Origin of the sequence: Ahniella affigens, assembly GCF_003015185.1 — a bacterium.
In the GTDB taxonomy this organism is placed as follows: domain Bacteria; phylum Pseudomonadota; class Gammaproteobacteria; order Xanthomonadales; family Ahniellaceae; genus Ahniella; species Ahniella affigens.
Window position 1 is genome coordinate 1490316 of sequence record NZ_CP027860.1, and the last position, 19886, is coordinate 1510201.

Below are 19886 nucleotides of genomic sequence, written 5' to 3' on the forward strand. Positions count from 1 at the left end.
CCTAAGCGGCCGGCCACTAGACCGAAATGCGGCGCAAAGCGTCATAGAGACGGGCAGCCTTGCCAAGCCATGGCGGAGCCCGGGAAAAAGCGGTGTCGGTTTCATGGTGGGCGTGCGACCGGACCCAAAACGCAATCTGGCAAGGTTCGGGCGCTGACCAATCTGCGGCAGTTCGCTACGTCAGAAGACGAGGTTTCTAAATTGCCGATACAGACCTGTGTCGCCAAAACCCGAAACGCCGTTACCCTTGAGTAATTCATTTCTCTTTGTTGCGAAATCAAGAAGATCCGCATCTTCAAGCACCAGTACAAACCCTCGCTGGTCGGTAGCCGCGTCTTTGCAACGCTTGATTAGGAGCTCGCGGTTCTCGATGGATCGCACGACGAGGAGTCCGACCTGGCCTCGGGAGGGTGAGAACCTGCCCGTAAGCTGGTCAAGCTCCGGGTTTCCGATTTCTTTACCGTAGTTCTTGCATTCAACGAAGATGTGCGGCGCTGGATACTTTTGTGCGAGCCAATAGAAAAAACCCTCTTTTGCAGCATTTACGTAAGTGATGTCGATTCGCTTCCTGCCTTCATGAAGCGGCGACTGCTTGATAGGTGAACACAGCGACGGATACAAGACCGCCGTCAAGAGTTTCTCGATTGCGTCCTCGTAGGCTTGCGCTTGATCCTTGCCGGGTTTCAGTGCTCTTACATTTTCAACAAGCTTTACAAAATTTGGAACAGGGACGTTTTCGATTTCGGCAAATGCGCTATGGTCGAGAGGACGCGATCGATCTCGTCGCTTGTCCTGACGGAATTTCGTCAATGCTTCAGGATGCTCGATAGTGGCCTTGGCTGCTGCCAGTTTGTCATTGCCGTACCGGTCAGCTAAGTCCTTCTTGTATACGCGTCTTCCTCCCTTATTCTTCTTGCTTTTCAACACTCGAACTAAGTCAGAGTTGATGGATAGGTGGTGCTGCTGCAGAGTCGGCAAGAGGTAATGTTGATAGAATTGACCGAATCTATAGGATTGTTGCGCACGAACAATTATCTTCGGGAGGAGAATCAAAGGCCCTGCCTTCGTGACAGGCAGTCGGATTAAGGTTGAGCTCCATTCCTTCTCTTTCGAGTCCCATAGAGGGCCAGAGTTGACTTCGGCTTCAAGTTTGATTCCGTAGTAGTTGCAGGCTTGCTGTGTGTAAGCAATCAAGGGTCGGCGTATGATATTGCACACAGCATCGGATAATTTGTCCGGGCCAATTCCATCCACAAAAAGCACAGAGTCTTCCAAATCCTCCAACAGGGCAGTCTCGGCCGCTTTGCTCCTCACGAGAGACTTCCAAATATCTTCGGCTGAAACCTTTCCGAGCGCCCTCCCTCTGGACTCATGCTTGGAGAAGCCGATGTGAAATTCGTTTCTCTCGTTAAGACATGCTAGAAGGCCCTTTGCCCGGTCGTGATCGGCGGAACGAATCGCCTTCAGGACTTCTTGGAAGTAGTCTTGCAGCAAATGAACACAATCCTGACCCCACTCAGTTTCCAAAGACCGTATCGCTACCGGATCTACAAAGACAGGTAAATCGCGATTTACGTTTACATCAAGAAAATCTAAAGACTCTTGATCTCTATTCAGCCTAAAGTGTCGCGAAACTCTCATTTTTCCCCCAATACCGCAATCAAGAAAAAGGCGTCCTCGTGAGTTTATAGTGAGGACGCAGCTTGTAGGCAACTATCCAAGTGCCACACCGCTGGGGGTATATCTGGGGGTATAGCTTAGGTCCAGTATGGCGGGTGCTCTTTATATTATGAGAGTTTCGGCGTTTGTTCGATTCCGGCTCCGGGCACCACAAGACCGCATTGTTGTCGGTCTTGTCTCGCTGCGGTGTTACGCAGCCAGCGACCCAATTCTGTGTTGCAGTCGACGGGCAACGGTGTGTGTCTTGCGGCACACTCTGGGCATGACGTCGGTACGTGCTTCTTCTTTCAGTTTCATTTTGCCTGGGCTGCTCAGCGTGTTGCTGATGCCGGTTGGCGAGACATGGGCGGGCGAATGTCCGGTCGATCACTGCGTTCGCATCGTGGGCAACACCTATGTGCCGCAGCAGCTCGATATCTACGTCGGGCAAACGGTGCAGTTTGATTACTCTGGGGCGCATCCATTTCGGCAGGTGCGTACCGCTACCGGTACGACGCCGTTTACGCCCGATCCGCTGCTCTGCGACGACATTTCGGTGACATTGCCGGATTGTCGAAAAACGTTCATCGAGCCGGGCGATTTCTTTTACATCTGCGTGGTGCACGCGTTCATGGACATGCGGGGCTCGGTGCGTGTGCAAGACCCGGTGATTGTTCGGGATAGCTTCGAGTAAGTGAGCCCAAATCGCGGTGAACCCACACGCGGCATTTGCCGGCCTGGTTCCGGGCGCACACGATCGGACTGATTCAATCCGAGTCGTCGTCCGAGTTGTTCGGTACGAGCTTGCCAGTAGCCGGGATGCCACCGCCCGCGGCAGTCTTTGCCTTATTCGCAGCCGCCCGTTCGCGTATGGCGGCCAGTTCTTTCGGGCTCAGTATCGTCACTACCGGTGGCGCGCTTGAGGCGATTTTTGCTTGCGCGAAAGCGAACACGCTGATCAGGCCAAACAGGAAGATGCCAAGCAGGCACAGGCCGAGCACCGTCGGGTTGCTGCTGACGAACAGCATGACCACACAAAAAACCGTTGCAGCAAGGCTCAAATAGCGCATGGGATTGGAGACTCGTCCGGAAAGGGAATCGGGCTTGGGGCGGCGTAGCGGCAGATAACGATCATGATCGTCGCTGCTGTAGTTCGGTGAGGCGATCGGCCAGCAGTGCCGCCATTTGGCGCAACAGGCGCTCATGATGGTCGGTAAAGAAGCGGGCCAACGTGTGCTCGCTGTCAATCACGCCAAGCACGTCGTCGGTCCGTAAAATCGGCACGGCGAGTTCGGACAGGCGTTGATCGTCGTCGAGGACGTAGCGGCTATCGAGTCGGGTGTCGTCAACTCGAATCAACAATCGGTTGGCGGCGGCGTTGCCGACAATGCCCTGGGCGAAGCGCAGCGTGATGGCATTCTCGATCAAACCCGTGGCTTTCAGCTTGGGGCCAAAGGCGGCGACCTGGGTCAGCGTCTGACCATCGGGATTCGTCAGATACACCACGCAATCTTCCAGCCCGAGCGCGGCAATGGCCTGCGAGGTCAGTGCCCAGGCGGCCTCGCGCGGCGACTGCGACTTTCGCAGCAGCACCAGGAGCTGGGTCAGTGCGGCCTCGGCGGCGGCGTCAATTTGAATCGGAATGGCAGCGGTCATCAGGGGGTGGCTGGCGGGCGCCGTTGCACTTTATTGCAACCGGATCGGCGCTTCCAGACGGCTTGGTCACAGTCCGACAAGCGGCGTTTCGGGAGGATTGTCCGGCGACCGGCCACACCGGATGGCGTTCTGGAGCAACGCCCGAACCAACAATGGGCGTCCGTTCGAATCGCCCTGGTGGGCCGGGGCGCTAGAATATGGCGGCCGCCGGTCCGGGCTGGCGCGGACGAGCTTTAGCCCATTGCCAATTGGTGCTGGGTTCTCGCAAGTTCGGGCGCCGCGCGCCGTGCCCCTTTTCTGCATCAGAGGTTTGTTCATGCTCGCTGCCTTGCCCTTGCTCGCCATTGCCATCCTGATCGCCAATGGGCTCGCCTTTCTCGGCGATGTCGCCATGACACAAGTGATGTTTGCGCTGCCGCTCCCGTCTGGCACCGCGCTCGCGCTGACGGTGGGCGATGGACTCGTGCTGCTCGGCTTGGTGCTGCTCTATGTCGAGTTGTTCAAAGCCACCCGGACGAGCACCAGCACCATTCTCGACCATGCGTTGTCGCTGGCGGTGTTCATTGTTGCGCTCGTCGAGTTCCTGATAGTGCCGCGTTTTGGGCAGGGAACGTTCTTGGCACTGACGGTCATGTGCCTGATCGATGTCATCGCCGGCTTTACCGTGACGATTTCGGCGGCCCGCCGGGATTTTGGTCCGATTCGCGAAGAGCGGGCGGGGTGATCATGATGCGCCGCGCCGATGCTGACCAATGCCCTGTGCCGTCGGGCCTGACCAAGCTCCGGACCTTGCTGTGGATCGGCGTGTGCGGCCTTTCTGCCTGCGCCCACACCCCCAAGCCGGATGCCGACGGTGCTGGTGCGAATAGCGCCGTGCGATCCCCTGCGCCGGTAACAGCTACCGCGGATCTGGGTCAGCCGATGTCGGTGCAGACCGAGGCGCTGGCTGTGCAGCAGAGCAATGGCTCGGCCCAGTACCAACGCCTGTTTCCGGCGCGCACCGATACCCAGCCGCAGTTCCAGGTGCCCCATGCCCGCTGGCCCGTGTTGCCGGGCACGCGCGGGCGCGGCAATGCTTCGGCACCGGAGCGCGTGCAGGGCGGCGGCGCGGCAGTTGCTGAGGCAACGGCTGGTTCGCCTTCAGATCGTCCAACCGCGGTGGGTGACGCCGCCAAGATCGTCGGCAGCATCGCGCCAAAATTCGACAGTATTGCGTTTGACGACAACGGCACGTTGAACGATGGCTTTCGCTTTATTCCGGCCGACGCGCACGCGGCAGCCGGACCGAACCACGTCGTGGCGGTCAGTAACGTCACGCTGAAGATTCATCGAAAGTCGGACGGTCAGGTGCAATTGCAGACGGGCCTGCAAGACTTTTTCGCGGGCCTTGGCAGCCAGCGGCCGTCTACCTACACGTTTGATCCACGGGTCCTGTTCGACCCCTTCGAGAATCGTTTTGTCGTGCTGACGCTCGAAGTGCTGAGTCAGGCCAATGGTGATGCGACCGATAGTTCGTTCTTGTTTGTCGCAGTCAGCGACGACGCCGATCCGAACGGGGTCTGGCGCATGGCGCGAATCAACACCAAGCTGACGATCTCAAGCACGCCCGGCTGGCTCGACTATCCCGGTTTCGGTATTGATGAGGATGCGTTGTATGTGACCGGAAACTACTTCGATTTCACGGTCGGCAATTACCTCGATTCGCGCCTCTGGATTCTCAACAAGGGCGTCAGCGGGGGCCTTTACAGCGGCGGTACGGTGGTCGCTCGGCAGTTTGATCCAGAGCCAACGTTGGCCGACAGCGCACCGGTCATGCCGGCGCGCATGCTGAGCGCCGGACCCGGAACCGTCGGTACGTGGCTGGCGGCCTATTCGGGCTTTGCCACGACGGGCGGCGTCGAGCAGATCAATACGATCCGCATCGACAATCCGCTGAATACGTCGCCAACCTTTACGTCGGCATTGGAAAACGTCGCGGACATCGATCAGAGTTTCACGGTCGATTTTCCGAACGCGCCGCAGCCGGGTTCTGTGGCGGGGCTCGATCCGGGAGACCGGAGAATGCTCGACGTGGTCTGGCACAACAACCGGCTCAGCATGGTGTTCAATGTGCTGCCGCCGGCATCGCAGTCCAATGCCAACCAAAACACGGCGTACTGGTTGCAACTCGACACGAGCGTGCTGAACAACTTGTCGGTGGCGCAGCGCGGCCAGATTGGCGGCGAGGATCTGGGCAGCAGCGTCCACACGTTCTATCCGTCGATTGCGACGAACCAGTTCGGCCACTTGGCCATCAGCTTTGCGGCGTCCAGTACCAACTTGAATCCTGGTGCCTACGTGGTCACCCGCCGACCGACCGATAGCAACAACACGGTATCCAGCAGCCAGACGCTGCGGGCCGGCCTGGATACGTATCTGCGCACGTTTGGAGGCAATCGGAACCGCTGGGGCGATTATTCGGCGACGATGGTGGACCCGACCGATCAATGCTTTTGGTCATTCAACCTTTGGTCGAACACGAACGGTACCGTGATTTCTGGCGAGGATGGGCGCTGGTCGACCACTGCGGGGCGGCTTTGCACTTGCGAAGGCACCGAGAGTACGGGCGACGGCGACTTCGATGGCTGGTGCAACAGCCTGGACAATTGCGATCTGATCAGCAATCGCGATCAACTGGACCCAGACAGCGATACCGTTGGCACGGCGTGCGACAACTGCCCGAACGCAGCCAACACCAATCAGGCCGACGGCGACAATGATCAAGTGGGTACGGTCTGCGACAACTGTTCTACCGTTGCCAACACCAATCAGGCCAACGCCGATGCCGATGCGCGCGGCGATGTCTGCGACAACTGCGTCAATGTCGCCAATAACGATCAGATCAATAGTGATGCCGATTCAGTTGGCGATGCGTGCGACAACTGCCGCCTGATCAGCAATCAGAATCAGTCCAACCTGGATTTCGATCAGCTGGGCGACGCCTGCGACAACTGCCCCTTTGCCGCGAACAACGATCAATTGAACAGCGATACGGATGGGCTGGGGAATGCCTGTGACAACTGCCCACTGGTGACCAATCAGAGCCAGATCAATAGCGACAGCGACCTGCTCGGCGATGCCTGCGACAATTGCATCAGCGTCGCCAACGCGAGCCAGACTAATTCCGACAGTGATTTGCTGGGCGATGCGTGCGACAACTGCGATTTGATCAGCAATCCCGATCAGGCCGATGGGGACGGTGACCTCGTTGGCACGGCTTGCGACAACTGCCCGGCGGCAGGCAATACCAATCAGACCAACAGCGATGGCGACCCGCTTGGCGATGTCTGCGACAACTGCGTGACGGTCACCAATCCGGATCAGCTGAATACTGATATGGACAGCCTGGGCGATGCGTGCGATGGCGACGACGACAACGACGCGGTGCCCGACGGCACTGACAATTGCCCATTGGTGCCCAATCTCAACCAAACGAATACCGACGGCGCGAACGACGGCGGCGATGCCTGCGACCCGGATGACGACAATGACACCGTGCTGGATGGCGTCGACAACTGCCCGCTGATCGTCAATCTGAACCAGGCCAATGCCGATGGCGACGCGCTTGGTGATGTCTGCGACCCGGATGACGACAATGATGGCTTCCAAGACGCCAGCGACAACTGCCCCCTGGTGAGCAATGTCGATCAGCTCGACGACGACGGCGACCTGCGCGGCAACGTTTGCGACAACTGTCCTGCCATCAGCAACGCGGACCAAGCCGATCGTGACCTCGATCAGCGTGGCAATGTCTGTGACAACTGCCCGTTCGCGGCCAATCCGTCGCAGCAGGACGACGACGGTGATCTGATCGGCAATGTCTGTGACTTCTGCCCGAACGAATTCAGTAATCAGTGCTACGTGTTCGGCGACGGGTACGAGGATCCACTGACCTTGTAATGCACTGATAGCTGCCTGCCGTGCGGTCGACGGCAGGCAGGGTCTGGGCCAAGTTCCAGCGCGCGGCGACCCGCTTCGTGCCTGCGTCGGCGCTCGCCCCGCCGACCGCCAAAGCCGTGTGATCGGTCACTTGGTTTGACGCTCCGCGCGAATTGTGCAAACTCGGGTGTATGGACGAAGCCCCGCAAAACTCATTGGATTCCCGAATGCATGATCTGGCGGCATTGGACCGGCGTCTGGCCGAGTACCTGCCGGCCGAACAGCGCCAGCGTGTCAATCGGGCGTTTGAGGTGGGGGATCATGCCCATCTGGGCCAGACGCGCAAGAGTGGTGAGCCCTATATCACGCACCCGTTGGCGGTGGCCGAGATTCTGGCCGAGATGCATCTGGACGCCGACGGGATTTGTGCCGCCATTCTGCACGACACGCTTGAAGACACCAGCCTGACGCACGCCGACATTGTGCGGGAGTTTGGGCAATCGGTGGCCGACATCGTCGATGGGGTGACGAAGCTCGACAAGGTCAATTTTCAGTCGCGCATGGAGGCGGCTGCCGAGAGCTTTCGAAAGATGGTCCTGGCCATGGCGCAGGACCTTCGAGTGATTCTGATCAAACTGGCCGACCGTCTGCACAACATGCGGACTTTGGGGTCGATGGCCGCCGACAGCCGGCGCCGCATCGCCAAGGAAACGCTCGAGATTTACGCGCCGATCGCCCAGCGCCTGGGCATGAATCGGCTCAAGGGGGAGTTGCAGGATCTGGGCTTTCAGGCCTTGCATCCCTTTCGGCACCGCGTGCTCGAAGCCCATTTGAAGGCCCGCTACGGTGATCGCCGGGAGGGCATGAACCGCATTCAGCACACGATTGCGGAGAAACTCAAGTACGAGCAGATCCCGTTTCGCCTGATTAGCCGCGTCAAGTCGCCGTACAGCATCTATCAAAAGATGCGGTCCGAGCACAAAGACCTGTCCGATGTGCTCGATGTGTACGGGGTGCGGGTGCTCGTCAGCGAGCCGTTGCAGTGCTATTTGACACTCGGCGTGCTGCACAGCCTGTTCAAACCGGTGGACGGCCGCTTTCGCGACTTCATCGCGATCCCCAAGGCGAACGGCTACCAGAGCCTGCATACCGTCCTGTTCGGCCCAGGGGGCACGCCGCTGGAGGTGCAGATTCGCACCGAAGACATGGAACTGATGGCGGAGCGGGGCATCGCGGCCCATTGGGCTTACAAGGCCGATGTCAGCGCGGCCGGGAATACCGCACAGGCTCGCGCCCGGGATTGGGTGGCTGGTTTGGTCGATCAGCATACCCAGACGGCATCGTCGCTCGATTTCATCGAATCGGTCCGAGTGGATCTGTATCCGGATGAGGTCTACCTGTTCACTCCGAAGGGCGACATTCTGGCCCTGCCAAAGAACAGCACGGCGCTCGATTTTGCGTATGCGGTGCACACCGCCGTCGGCGGTCACGCAGTGGCGGCCCGAGTCGATCAAAAACTGGTGCCGTTGCGTACTCGGCTGTCCAGTGGCCAGGCGGTTGAGATCATCACGGCCGCCAGTGCGCAACCGCAGATCGGCTGGCTGGAGTTTGTGGTGACGAGCAAGGCGCGGACCGCGATCCGGCATGCGCTGAAGCAGATCCAGCATGAGGACTCGGTGGAAATCGGCCATCGCCTGCTCGATCGTGCACTGGAACAGCTCGGCACGGCGCTCGAAAACATTTCCACCGCAGCGCTCGATGCCGTGTTGGCCGAGCATCGCTTCAAGCGCATCGAAGACTTGCTGGCCGATATCGCCCTTGGCAACCGCATGCCGCAGGCGGTCGCGCGGGCACTGACGCGCGATGCCAGCGTGTTGGAGCTCGGCCAGGCGCAGCGACCATCCGAGAACATCTTGATTACAGGCACCGAGCGCGGTGTCGTCAGCTTCGGGAACTGCTGCCACCCGGTACCGGGCGATGACATCGTCGGATTTTTGTCCGCCGGCAAGGGCATCGTCGTGCATCAACGCGAGTGCCCGAACGCGCAGGAGTTGGCCAAGACACCCGATCGCGCGGTGCAGATTGCGTGGGATCGGGAAGTGCAGGGCGATTTCAAAGTGGGCTTGAAAGTGGTGGTGGACAACAAGCCTGGCGTGCTCGCGACAGTCGCCGCCGCGATCGCCGAATGCAATGCCAACATTGACACGGTCGAGTACCAGGAGCGCGATCTGCGCACGGCGGCCATGTTGTTTGTGATCGAAGTTCGCCACCGCAAGCATCTGGCCGATATTTTGCGCCGGCTGCGGCGTGCGCCCGTGGTGCATGCGGTCGGTCGCCTCGTGGGATGATGCTGGTGACAGCGGGCGCGCGGCGGTTTCAGCCAAAGCCAGCGCAGGCGCCTGCTAGGGCCGCTTCGGCAGGGTCGACCTCGCGATAGTTGCCCGTGTTGCTCATCGCGAGGCCACTCGCAAACTCCGCACCACGCCGATCGCAAAACGTAAACGTCACATTGCTGCCGGCATTGCCCGCGTTCGGATGGAACCTCAGCAGTCGGCGGCCGCGACTCGAGAGTGCATGAGCATGCGGCGTGATTTCGGTTTGGCTGAAAAGACGAGACTCGGTCGCGTCGGGCCGGCCGTTGCCGTTCTGATCGGCGATCAGCACAAACCCGTGGTGCCACGCTTCGGTGTCGGCACAATGCCAACGATCGGTGCTTGGGCACATAATCACAATGTGCTCTCGCCCCGTCGCCTCGCTGCGGGCCTTGAGCAGCGCAGCGAGTATTCCCTCGCGAAGGCTGTTGCTCGCGACTTTAGCCTGAGCATCGCGATAGAGGCTGGTTGCCATTAATGCCAGAATCGCCACGATCAACATCGTGACGACCAGTTCCACTATCGACCATCCGTGTACATGTTGTCGCATCGCTCAGGCCTCCATGCCATGACCGACAGCGTGCACGATCTCCAAGCTGCAGTCTTCAGGAGAATTCTGATTTTCGCCTCAGAAATTTCTGAGCTAGCGTTGGCTCGCAAACGGCGCGCTAAGGCGGATTCATCACGCGCTTGCGTGGGACCTTCAAACAAGTCCGGACTGGCGAGTCGGGGAAGGGCGAGTCGGGGAAGGCGTCTGATCACCTGACCGCTACGTACTTGGTCGCACAACTGCAGCACGGCAAAAGCTTGTTGCCCCAAGGACCAGCAATCTACCGCTCGTCACCCCGGACTTGATCCGGGGTGAGGTTCAAACTTGCGAATGGCAATCCAAGCGAATCGAACGAGACGAATCGAAGGAGACGAATCGAAGGAGACATCTTCCGGCGCACGTATCACATCACCTCGTCCCCCCGCTGCAGTTCTTGTCGCGCCGAAGACCTTACTCCTGCCCGTCGTCAAACCATAGCCAGACGCTGTCCGACAGACGCTTGAAAAAGCCGCCTTCCGGATAATCCTCGAGCGCCACGAGCGGCTGTTCCAGCAGCAATGCGCCATCGAGTTTGACATTCAGCTTGCCCACTTCCTGGCCCTTGCTCAGCGGTGCCGACAGTGGTTGCACGATGTTCATGCTGGCTTCCAGGCGCGAATACGCACCACGCGGAATCGTCAGCATCGCATCGTTGGCCAAGCCAAGCTTGGCCTTTGGCGCTTCGCCGCGCCATAGATTCGTCTCGGTGATCAATTGGCTCGCGGCATAGACCTTATGCGTCTCGAAGAAGCGAAAGCCGTATTCCAGCAAGGCCTGCGATTCGGCAGCCCGGACTTTCTCGCTGGCGGTATTCATCACCACCGAAATCAAGCGCGTATCACCGCGCTGTGCCGAAGCAGCCAGGCAGAAACCAGCCTGACTCAAGTGGCCGGTCTTGATGCCATCGACCGACGGGTCGCGGAACAGCAGCAGATTGCGATTGCCCTGCGTGATGCCGTTGAACGAGAAATTCTTGGTCTTGTAGAGCGCGTACTCATCCGGAAAATCGCGGATCAGCGCCTGCGACAGCAGGCCAATGTCATGCGCCGTCGAGTAGTGGTTCGGGTCGAACAATCCGGTCGCATTGGTGAAGTGCGAGTTCTTCAGTCCGATTTTCTGCCCATACTGATTCATCAGCGCGGCAAACGTCGCCTCATTGCCGGCAACATGCTCGGCAAGTGCGATCGACGCATCGTTGCCGGACTGCACGATCATGCCGAGTTCGAGGTCGGACAACGCAACCGTCTGGTTCACCGGCAGAAAGCTGGTGGAGCCATCCGTACCGGCGCCGCCGCCGCTCCAGGCGTTCTCGCTGATCATGACTCGGTCTTCCGGGCGAATCTTGCCAGCCTTTTTCTCGGCGGCCACCACGTACGACGTCATGATCTTTGTGATCGACGCCGGCACCACTTGCTCGTCACCCTTCTTCTCGGCCAGCACGCGACCGGTCAGATAGTCCATCAGCACATAGTTGCTGGCGGTCAGTTCGGGCGGCGGAGGTACCGGCGCGTTGCTGGTTTGCGCAGGCGTCGGCAGTGGCAGCGCGTTGGGTGTTTGGGCAGCAAGCAGGGGGCTAAGCACCAGGCTCAGCGAAACAGCAAGAAACTTGGTCATGTCAGGAACTATCAATCAATCGTGGTTCGAATACTGTAAAGGCCGGCCTGAGCCAGGGCGGCGATGATGCGGTCGGCGTCTTCGACCTGAGTCAGCGGCCCGATGCGGACCCGGTGCAAGAGTTCGCCACCGGTATGCACGCGATCGAGAAACACGTCCTTGAAACCCAGCCCTTCCAGCCGATCAGCCATCGCCCGGGCATTGTCGCGGCTGCCATAGGCGCCGACCTGAACAAACAGCGTATGGCCTGCAGGCGGCGGCGGTGGCGGCAGATCGGCGAGGTCGGGATGGTCTGGATCCAGTGCCTCGATTTCGACCATGCCGGTGCCCTTGATATGAATGCCGAGTTTGACCGCGGCGGCATACGACAAGTCGATCAGCCGATTCTCATGAAATGGCCCGCGATCATTGATTCGCAACACCACCGTCCGGCCGTTTTCAAGATTCGTTACTCGCGCATAGGTCGGCAGCGGCAGCGTCTTGTGAGCGGCGGTCATCTTGTACATGTCGTATGACTCGCGATTGGACGTCAGGCGACCATGAAACTTCTCGCCATACCAGGATGCGATGCCACGTTCCCGATAGCCCTTGCTCGATGGCAGCACCTCGTACTTGCGGCCCAGCACCACATACGGTGTGCGGTTGCCGTAGACGCTCAGTGGTTCTGGTGTGGGCACGGCGTCGGGCACCGCGCTCACATCGGGTGGAATCGCGGGGCCGCGATCAACCTGAGCATCGCGCGGCTCGGGTGGTGGCAGTTTGACTTCGTCGCGACGACCGCAAGCGGTCAACGAGATGATGACGAGCCCACAGAGCAGCAGGGCGATCCGTCGGCGTTGCGCGAGATTCATGCCGGACCCCCCGCCCGTTTGGCAATTTCCTGACTGAGTTGATGCACGGCCATCGAATACAGCGGCGACCGGTTGTAGCGCGAGATCACATAGAAATTCTGATACGTCAGCCAAGTCTCCAAACCCTCTGCGCCGTCCAGTTCCAACATGGTGGCCGGGCGGTACAGATCGAGGCCTGGGTTGTTGACGGCATATCCCATCGCCGCCAAGGTGCCGACGGTGTGTAGCGGCTCGGTGCTGTTCAGTTGCGGGCGCTCGGCATCGCTGGCCACCTCGGCGCGGTCACAGACAGGTTGACCCTTTTCCCAACCATGCGCCACAAAGTAGTTGGCAATGGAATAGAAAATGTCGGGCTTGCTCGACCACAGATCGATCTTGTCGTCACCATCACCATCCATCGCCCAGTTGTGAAAACTGGTCGGCATGAACTGGCCCCAGCCCATCGCGCCGGCATAGCTGCCTTTCAGCTCGTCCAGCGGGGCGGGCAAGTGCGGCGACAGTTGCAGGTAGCGCTTCAACTCACCGCGGAAGAATGGCTCGCGCGGCGGGTAGTAGAAGCTCAACGTGGTCAATGCATCGAGCACGCGATACGTGCCGGTGATCTTGCCGTAGCTGGTTTCGACGCCAATGATGGCCACGATGATCTCAGCTGGCACGCCGGTTTCGGCGGTGACCTGTTCCAACAGTTCGCGGTTCGCGTTCAGAAACTTCGCGCCCTCGCTGATCCGAGTTTCGGTCATGAAGATCGGCCGATACTCTTTCCAAGGTTTGGTTTTTTCGGCCGGGCGCGTGATCGCCTTGATCACACTGTCCTGATACTTCGCGTCGTGCAGGAGGTCGCGCCAGATTTGTTTCTGGTGCCGATCGGCCTTCGCTTCTTTCGCGAGTTCGTTCAGGAACGCCGAAGCACCGGGATGCGGTTCGGATTTGGCGCGCCCGTGGGCGGTGGTGGCACTGGCGAGCAGGGCGAGTGCGAGCAGGAAAATTTGGTTCTTCATTGCGGTCGCGAGCCTAACAGAACCGCGCCCCGAACTTCAGCCTTGAACACTCCATCGGCATTGTGCCTGGAAACCGCAAGAATTGGGCCCTGGATCGTTTGTGATCGTGCCCGCGAGCGGGCCGGGGCGCCGAGAAAAGCGCGGCGCGACCGTGCCGCCGGTCAGTTCTCTGGCTGACTCAGTGCCGCCCGTCGCTGGGTCAGGCTGCCAGTAGCCGAGCCGACGATCACCAAGAGCGCGCCAATCCAGCCAATCAGATTGATGTGTTCGGGCGCGATCAGGCTCGGATTGATTTGATGGGCGATGTGCACAGTGAACACGCACAGCAACGGGGTCAGCGCCAGCACCACTCCGACGCGCGATGCCTCCCAATGCGCCAGGGCTTCGGCGAATGCGCCGTAGGCCATGACCGTGTTCAGGCAGCAATAGACCAGTGCCCAGAAGTGAGTGTTGTCGAGCTCCAGCAGGCGTCCTGGGCTCGCGAGTGGCCAGAGCAACAGCGCCGCCATGGCGTACAGAAAGCACAACACGTGCTGGGAACTGATGGCCAGCAGCAATTGCTTCTGGACGAGTGCGTAAACAGCCCAAACCAGCCCCGCGACGAGAATGATCGCGGCGCCGAGCGGATAATTGCTCGCGGGCACCGAACGCGATCCGGCCTGGTCGAACGCGAACAGCGCCAGGCCGACCGCAACGCCCGCCAACCCGAGCCATTGGCCAGCGCTGAATGATTCCTTGAACACATAGATGCCGCCCAAAGCCATCAAGATCGGTGCGGCCTGAATCAGCAATTGCGCATTGCCCGGGGTCGTGAACTGGAGGCCAAACAGATAGCCCACAAAGTTCAGCGTCAGCATGACGCCGGCAAAGAGCATCATCGTCCAGTGCTTTGGCTGGAGTTGGCGATAGGTGCCCAGCCGGCCCCGCACCAGGAGCCAACCGAACAAGGCCAATGCGGCCGTGACAAAGCGAATCCAGGTGATCGTCCACGCATCGACCTGCTCCAAAGATACGCGGAGCGTCAGCGGCAGGGTCGCCCAGCACAATGCCGTGGCAATAGCCAGGGCGAGGCCGAGTTTCCAGTGTCCAGAAGTTTGATGCAGGCTCATGATCCATCACCAGTGATGCGTTCAGGCAGCCGCAGACCATAACACCGCGCCAGTCCCATCGACGCCTGGTTTGCGAATCGTTTGGATTTCCGACTTCAGGCCATCACAGCCATCCAGATCGCGCGCCCTGGCGCGCCGTTGGCAGGGTTTTGCACCCACCGCGCGTCGAATTGTTCAGACAAGCTGAATGAGGTGCCAGCAATCCGCCTCAGTTAAGCCAGAATTCACTCGCTTAGCTCAAGACTGCGATGGTCGAAAGGAATTCGACATCAGGTGCCGAGTACAAAGTCGTTCCAAGTCAGCCGAAAGGGCAGGCAGAAACGACCCGCCAAGGATGGTGTTACGCGGCGAATATGGTCAGGATCAACGGGCAGAACCAATTTTCAGTCGGGGTCAGTCATGAAACGCATTGCATCACTTCTGTTCACGGCCGCAGTCTCTGCGGTGAGTCTGACTGGCTGCGTCGTCTACGACGGCTACGGGTACTACGAAGACGACTACTACGGCGATGACCACTACGACTCGTACGATTCGTATCGGCCGGCACGCAGCTATGGTCCGTCTTACAGCACAACCATCCGCTACTCGAACTACAGCCCTGACTATATCTACTGGTCGGGCTACTACTCGGCGCTGTGGCCGACCTACCGCTACTACTACGATCCCATTTTCTGTCCGGATTTCTATTACGGCGTCACGTACTTCCCGGTCAGCTATTTCGGGATTCATTACTCGCGCTATCAGTGGCCGTACTACCACGCGTATTCGCCGTATCGATACAGCTACTACGATAACTACTACGACTGGCGCTGGCGCCGGTCGGGTCGGGGCTACTACGACAACTACAACAACTATCCGAGCTATGCGCAGCATCGGTTTGGTAGTGCCCGCAACGAGTCCGAGCGCATCGCCGCGTACACCGGCATGGACCGCTACCGCGGCCTGGCGTCGCCGGGCGTGCAGGCACAGCCGTACGATCGCTCGCATGTGTTTGGCTGGCGCAACGATGGCGTCCAGGGCCACTATCCGGACACGTCTTCGGGTCCGCGGCCTTACTTCCAGCAGGCCAATGTCGATCCGATGGACTGGCGCGTCAACCCGCCTGGCGGTCGTGGTTACGACGTTCGCGGCCAGGATGTACGTGGCCAGGGCATGCGGGGTCAAGACGTGCGCGGGCAAGACGTGCGCGGCAACGGCTCGGTGGGTCGCTATTCCGGAGGTGCTTACAACGAGTCGACGCAAATCCAGCGCCAATCCGGTGGCTGGCGCGAACCGGCCAACGAAAATACCGAGCGCCCGGGCTTTAGCGGCGACCGCGGCAACGTTGGCAACCTGCCACAAGGACAGGGGACGAATCCGCGCAGCAACTGGCGCGAACCACCACAGCGTGAGTCGGGCTGGGTGAGCGAAGCGCCACCAATGCGCCAGCCAAGCCAGATTCAGCGCGAGAGCAGCCCGCGTTTCGAGCAGCCAGAGCAACGGTTTGAACGTGGCGGGAATCGCTTCGAGCGCAGCGAGCCTTCGACTTGGCCGAGTCAGCGTACGGAACAGCCGCAGGTTGAGCGCTATGAAATGCCGCAGCGATCTGAACCGCGATTCGAACGTTCCGAGCCTCGCTATGAAGCCCCCCAGCGCTCTGAGCCGCGTTTTGAGATGCCGCAGCGTTCTGAGCCGCGATTCGAGCGTTCGGAGCCGCGGTTCGAAGCGCCGCAACGTTCGGAGCCGCGCTTCGAAATGCCACAACGGTCAGAACCGCGATTCGAGCGCTCGGAGCCACGCTTTGAGGCCCCACAACGCTCCGAACCGCGCTTTGAAGCGCCGCAGCGTTCAGAGCCTAGTTTCGAGCGATCGTCGAATGACGATGGCGGCAGCGCCCGGCAGGAATCGATGCGCATGAGCCGCGGTGACGACCGCGAGCAGTAAGCGGCGGCATCGTGGGTGGTCACACAGCGCGCCTTTCGGGGCGCGTTGTGTTTTGTAACTGGAGCAGTTCAGCGCTGTGACGCGTTAGGGAGCCTCTGAACAAGTTCAGAGGCGATGCGGGCCAGGGATGGCCCGCCCAGAATCAAGTACGCAAGTGCTTGATTCTGGAGCCATGAGTCCGGACAAGTGCCGGACTCATGGCGGGTCTGAAAGTCCAGGATGGACTTATTCAGACCCTCCTTAGTGCGGTGCTCCGAAACGTACTCGAATGAACGGCTCGCCTTGCCTTGACTCGAAGTGCTGCCCAATTTGCGGCAAGCAAATTCGGGACACGCCACTAGTCGGGCGACATCATGGCGAGGTAGTGCAAGTAGGTGCGGCGCATCTCGTCACTGTAAGCACACAGAGTAATGGCGCCATTGAATCGGTTTTGCCGGAGTGCCAGTAGGCATTCCTCAACCGCAATCGCGCAGGCGGCATCCGACGGAAAGCCAAAAACGCCGCAGGAAATTGCCGGAAGCGCGAGCGACTTCAGGTCGTGCTGACGTGCCAGCGCAAAGCACGCACGATAGGTTTTGGCCAGCCGCATGTCCTCGCCGTGATCGCCGCCACGCCAGACAGGCCCGACTGTGTGAATCACGTAACGGGCAGGCAGCGCGAATCCCGGCGTCATTCTGGCTTCGCCTGTGGGGCAGCGCACACCCGGGCGGATCTCGGGAAACTTGATACAGGCCTCGATGAGCGCATGCCCCGCCGCGGCGTGAATTGCACCATCCACGCCGCCGCCACCGAGCAGCGATTCATTGGCAGCATTGACGATGGCGTCGACCGCCAATGTCGTGATGTCTGCATGAATGATCGCAATGCTCACCGGTCTGGTCTCCTGGTCGAATCCCGCAAGGCAGAATCTAGCCGCTACAATGCCAAACATGAAGATCGAAGTGAATGGGCAAACCCGAGACGTTGCCGAAGCGGTGACCTTGATTGACGTGCTGAGCGCCGAAGGCCTGGCCGGGCGGCGCGTGGCCGTCGAGGTGAATCGTGAGCTCGTGCCGCGGAGCTTGCACGCGAGCCATATCCTCTGTGCTGGCGATCGCGTCGAGATCGTGCACGCGATGGGTGGCGGCTGACCGCGCCGGCTCAGGCGGGCCTGCATATGTCCATGCTGGACTTTCAGATGTGCGCTGAGCCCGGCACGTGTCCGGACCCATCGCCCGTATTGGCTCTGAACGTGTTCAGAGTCTCCCTAAGGCGATTTTGGTTCGAGCTGGCGCTGATGCAGCCAGCCGAGCAGCAACTGCGCGAGTAGCGATCCAGAGAGCGCCAGGAACATGTCCCATTGCGTGTCCCAGATGTCGCCCTGGGTGGCGAGGAACGCATCGGCACGACCGCCCATGATCACCGCGGCCCACCATTCGAGAAACTCGAAGAACGCGCTGAACGCCAAGCAGCAACTGGCAACCAGATAGACCAGCCAACCCCCAGGCCGCAGCGGCGTTTTGCGGAGCAGCAGCTCGCGGCCAATGATGGCCGGCACAAACCCTTGCATGAAATGCCCCAGGCGGTCGTAGTGATTTCGGGACAGATCGAACGTGTGCTGCACCCATTCGCCAATAGGCACTTCCGCATAGGTGTAGTGGCCGCCCACACACAGGACGCTGGCATGAAGCAACAACAGCCAGCACAGCAGCCGCGTCAGCGGAAAGCGCGACCAGCAGACGATGATCAACGGCAGTCCAACCATCACCCAGACGGTTTCGAGCACCCAGGTCAACCGATCCGTCGGGGCAATCCCCGACCAGATCAGCACGGCCAAAGTCAGCCCGATCAGTGTCAGGCGCTCGGCTTTAGGGAAGGGGCGGGCAGTCAGAGTCATCGCAATCACCAACCATCGCCGCAATCCGGCACGAGCCGAGCATAGCGGCGAATCAGCAGCGATCAACGCCGCGCATCGCGGGCAAATGGGCGAGCCGTGTGCTTGGTTCGGGCAATCGGCCCTCTCATCAAACACGCCGTAACCCATTAGGTTTTGGGAACCAATAATTTGCGGGCGAGGAAGCGCTCCCTCTCCCACGCGAGTGGGAGAGGGCTGGGGAGAGGGCTACTTGCCACACTGTGCCGTCGTAAAAATCGCGCATTGTCGCTGACAGATTGATGAGCGAATCAGCGCACCAAAGGGGCGGCTGGATTCCCACCCGAGTGGAAGCGGGCTTTGGAGTGGGCTACTTGCCACACAGTGCCGTCGTAAAAATCGCGCATCGTCGCTGACAGTTTGATGCGCGAATCAGCGCACCAATTGGGCGGCTGGACGCCCAAAAAAGAACGGGGCGGCTGGACGCCCACCAAAAGGCACAAGACTTGCCGCAAGCGCGCTTTGATACGAGGATTCTTGTGAGAGCGGCTTCAGCCGCGGACGAATCGCGGCAAGCTCGATTCGGGCCTGTAGGCTCGCCCGCGGCATGTCAACTCATCTATCACCGCAATCCCCTGCCATCCCATTCAGCCAAAAGCCCAGTGCTGATACGCTTCCGAAATGAGCATCAAACCCGACCTCTCCCGCCTGTTGCCGCGCTTGCAACGTGGCCTCGATCAGCTGCAACTGAACCTGGATGCCACGGCGCAACAACGTCTGATTCACTACCTAGAACTACTCGCATTCTGGAACCAGGCCTATAACCTGAGTGCCATCCGCGATCCAGACGAGATGCTCAGCAAGCATCTGCTTGACTCCCTCGCGATGGCACCACATTGGCACTCTGACGCGATCGCCGATATGGGCGCTGGCGCCGGCCTGCCCGGAATCCCATTGGCAATCGTCTACCCCGAGCGCCGCGTCTTCGTCATTGAATCAAATGGCAAGAAAGCCCGCTTCATGCGCGAATGCCAACGTCAACTCGGTCTGTCCGGCTTGCAAGTCGAAGAACGCCGCGCCGAGGCATTCCAGCCCATCATCAAGGTGCAAAGCGCCACCGCTCGCGCTTTGGCCGTGCTATCCCAACTCTGCGATTGGTGTCGTCCTTGGCTTGCTGAAGGGGGCGAACTGTTGGCAATGAAAGGCCCGGCATTCGACGCCGAACTGAAAGCCTTGCCGAAGGATTTCCGACACGACCAAACGTGGACTCTCGCGGTGCCCGAGCTGGACGGCGAGCGCTACCTGGTGCGTTTGATCAGAAACTGATCACGTCGGCGAGCCAGGG

18 protein-coding genes are annotated in these 19886 nt (G+C 59.9%); 8 read left to right on the forward strand and 10 right to left on the reverse strand.

Annotated elements, in window-relative coordinates:
* The first annotated feature begins 69 nt into the window (after positions 1-69).
* Positions 70-255 (forward strand): HGGxSTG domain-containing protein, encoded by a 186-nt coding sequence (locus C7S18_RS25265; RefSeq protein ID WP_425481090.1) that lies wholly within the window; start codon positions 70-72, stop codon positions 253-255.
* Here the strand turns inward: C7S18_RS25265 and C7S18_RS05630 are convergent.
* Positions 181-1494 (reverse strand): hypothetical protein, encoded by a 1314-nt coding sequence (locus C7S18_RS05630; protein WP_240623983.1) that lies wholly within the window; start codon positions 1492-1494, stop codon positions 181-183. The two genes, C7S18_RS25265 and C7S18_RS05630, sit on opposite strands and share 75 nt — an antisense overlap.
* 430 nt (positions 1495-1924) lie before the next feature.
* Between C7S18_RS05630 and C7S18_RS05635 the strand changes: the two genes are divergently transcribed.
* Positions 1925-2353, forward strand: coding sequence for a cupredoxin domain-containing protein (locus tag C7S18_RS05635; protein WP_146151774.1), 429 nt, complete (start codon positions 1925-1927; stop codon positions 2351-2353).
* A gap of 73 nt (positions 2354-2426) precedes the next feature.
* Here the strand turns inward: C7S18_RS05635 and C7S18_RS05640 are convergent, their stop codons facing one another.
* Both C7S18_RS05640 and C7S18_RS05645 read right to left on the reverse strand, forming a co-directional pair.
* Positions 2427-2729 (reverse strand): hypothetical protein, encoded by a 303-nt coding sequence (locus C7S18_RS05640; protein ID WP_106890642.1) that lies wholly within the window; start codon positions 2727-2729, stop codon positions 2427-2429.
* Positions 2730-2790: 61 nt separating this feature from the next.
* Positions 2791-3315: a GAF domain-containing protein gene (locus tag C7S18_RS05645; protein WP_106890643.1), complete on the reverse strand. Its 525-nt coding sequence runs from the start codon at positions 3313-3315 to the stop codon at positions 2791-2793.
* A 316-nt stretch (positions 3316-3631) separates the two neighbouring features.
* Here C7S18_RS05645 and C7S18_RS05650 point away from each other — a divergent pair, with 316 nt between their 5' ends.
* The 3 genes from C7S18_RS05650 (at position 3632) to C7S18_RS05660 (ending at position 9581) form a co-directional block, all read left to right on the forward strand.
* A complete protein-coding gene (locus tag C7S18_RS05650) occupies positions 3632-4039 on the forward strand; it encodes a hypothetical protein (protein WP_106893929.1) in 408 nt (135 codons plus the stop codon).
* A 2-nt stretch (positions 4040-4041) separates the two neighbouring features.
* Positions 4042-7254 (forward strand): thrombospondin type 3 repeat-containing protein, encoded by a 3213-nt coding sequence (locus tag C7S18_RS05655; RefSeq protein ID WP_106890644.1) that lies wholly within the window; start codon positions 4042-4044, stop codon positions 7252-7254.
* Between the two features lie 170 nt (positions 7255-7424).
* The gene (locus C7S18_RS05660) at positions 7425-9581 is read left to right on the forward strand and encodes a RelA/SpoT family protein (RefSeq protein WP_106890645.1); all 2157 of its coding nucleotides are present in this window, start codon (positions 7425-7427) and stop codon (positions 9579-9581) included.
* Positions 9582-9609: 28 nt separating this feature from the next.
* Here the strand turns inward: C7S18_RS05660 and C7S18_RS05665 are convergent, their stop codons facing one another.
* The 5 genes from C7S18_RS05665 to C7S18_RS05685 all read right to left on the reverse strand — a co-directional run bounded on the left by C7S18_RS05665 (position 9610) and on the right by C7S18_RS05685 (position 14766).
* Positions 9610-10155, reverse strand: coding sequence for a GspH/FimT family pseudopilin (locus C7S18_RS05665; protein WP_106890646.1), 546 nt, complete (start codon positions 10153-10155; stop codon positions 9610-9612).
* 450 nt (positions 10156-10605) lie between these two features.
* The gene (locus tag C7S18_RS05670) at positions 10606-11808 is read right to left on the reverse strand and encodes a D-alanyl-D-alanine carboxypeptidase family protein (protein WP_106890647.1); all 1203 of its coding nucleotides are present in this window, start codon (positions 11806-11808) and stop codon (positions 10606-10608) included.
* Positions 11809-11819: 11 nt separating this feature from the next.
* Positions 11820-12659: a septal ring lytic transglycosylase RlpA family protein gene (locus C7S18_RS05675; RefSeq protein ID WP_106890648.1), complete on the reverse strand. Its 840-nt coding sequence runs from the start codon at positions 12657-12659 to the stop codon at positions 11820-11822.
* Positions 12656-13657, reverse strand: a complete 1002-nt coding sequence (gene mltB, locus C7S18_RS05680; protein ID WP_106890649.1) for a lytic murein transglycosylase B — start codon at positions 13655-13657, stop codon at positions 12656-12658. The genes C7S18_RS05675 and mltB overlap by 4 nt, the downstream gene beginning before the upstream one ends.
* A gap of 161 nt (positions 13658-13818) precedes the next feature.
* On the reverse strand, positions 13819-14766 hold the full coding sequence (locus C7S18_RS05685) for a DMT family transporter (protein WP_106890650.1): 948 nt from the start codon (positions 14764-14766) through the stop codon (positions 13819-13821).
* A 399-nt stretch (positions 14767-15165) separates the two neighbouring features.
* Here C7S18_RS05685 and C7S18_RS05690 point away from each other — a divergent pair, with 399 nt between their 5' ends.
* The gene (locus C7S18_RS05690; RefSeq protein ID WP_106890651.1) at positions 15166-16689 is read left to right on the forward strand and encodes a hypothetical protein; all 1524 of its coding nucleotides are present in this window, start codon (positions 15166-15168) and stop codon (positions 16687-16689) included.
* Positions 16690-17026: 337 nt separating this feature from the next.
* Here C7S18_RS05690 and C7S18_RS05695 read toward each other — a convergent pair whose 3' ends face one another.
* Positions 17027-17560, reverse strand: a complete 534-nt coding sequence (locus tag C7S18_RS05695; RefSeq protein ID WP_106893930.1) for a macro domain-containing protein — start codon at positions 17558-17560, stop codon at positions 17027-17029.
* A 58-nt stretch (positions 17561-17618) separates the two neighbouring features.
* Here C7S18_RS05695 and thiS point away from each other — a divergent pair, with 58 nt between their 5' ends.
* Entirely contained in the window at positions 17619-17819 is a 201-nt protein-coding gene (thiS, locus tag C7S18_RS05700; protein ID WP_106890652.1) for a sulfur carrier protein ThiS, read from the forward strand.
* Between the two features lie 116 nt (positions 17820-17935).
* Here thiS and C7S18_RS05705 read toward each other — a convergent pair whose 3' ends face one another.
* Positions 17936-18565 (reverse strand): DUF2238 domain-containing protein, encoded by a 630-nt coding sequence (locus C7S18_RS05705; RefSeq protein ID WP_106893931.1) that lies wholly within the window; start codon positions 18563-18565, stop codon positions 17936-17938.
* Positions 18566-19222: 657 nt separating this feature from the next.
* Between C7S18_RS05705 and rsmG the strand changes: the two genes are divergently transcribed.
* Positions 19223-19867, forward strand: coding sequence for a 16S rRNA (guanine(527)-N(7))-methyltransferase RsmG (rsmG, locus tag C7S18_RS05710; protein WP_106890653.1), 645 nt, complete (start codon positions 19223-19225; stop codon positions 19865-19867).
* Positions 19868-19886 lie beyond the last annotated feature (19 nt).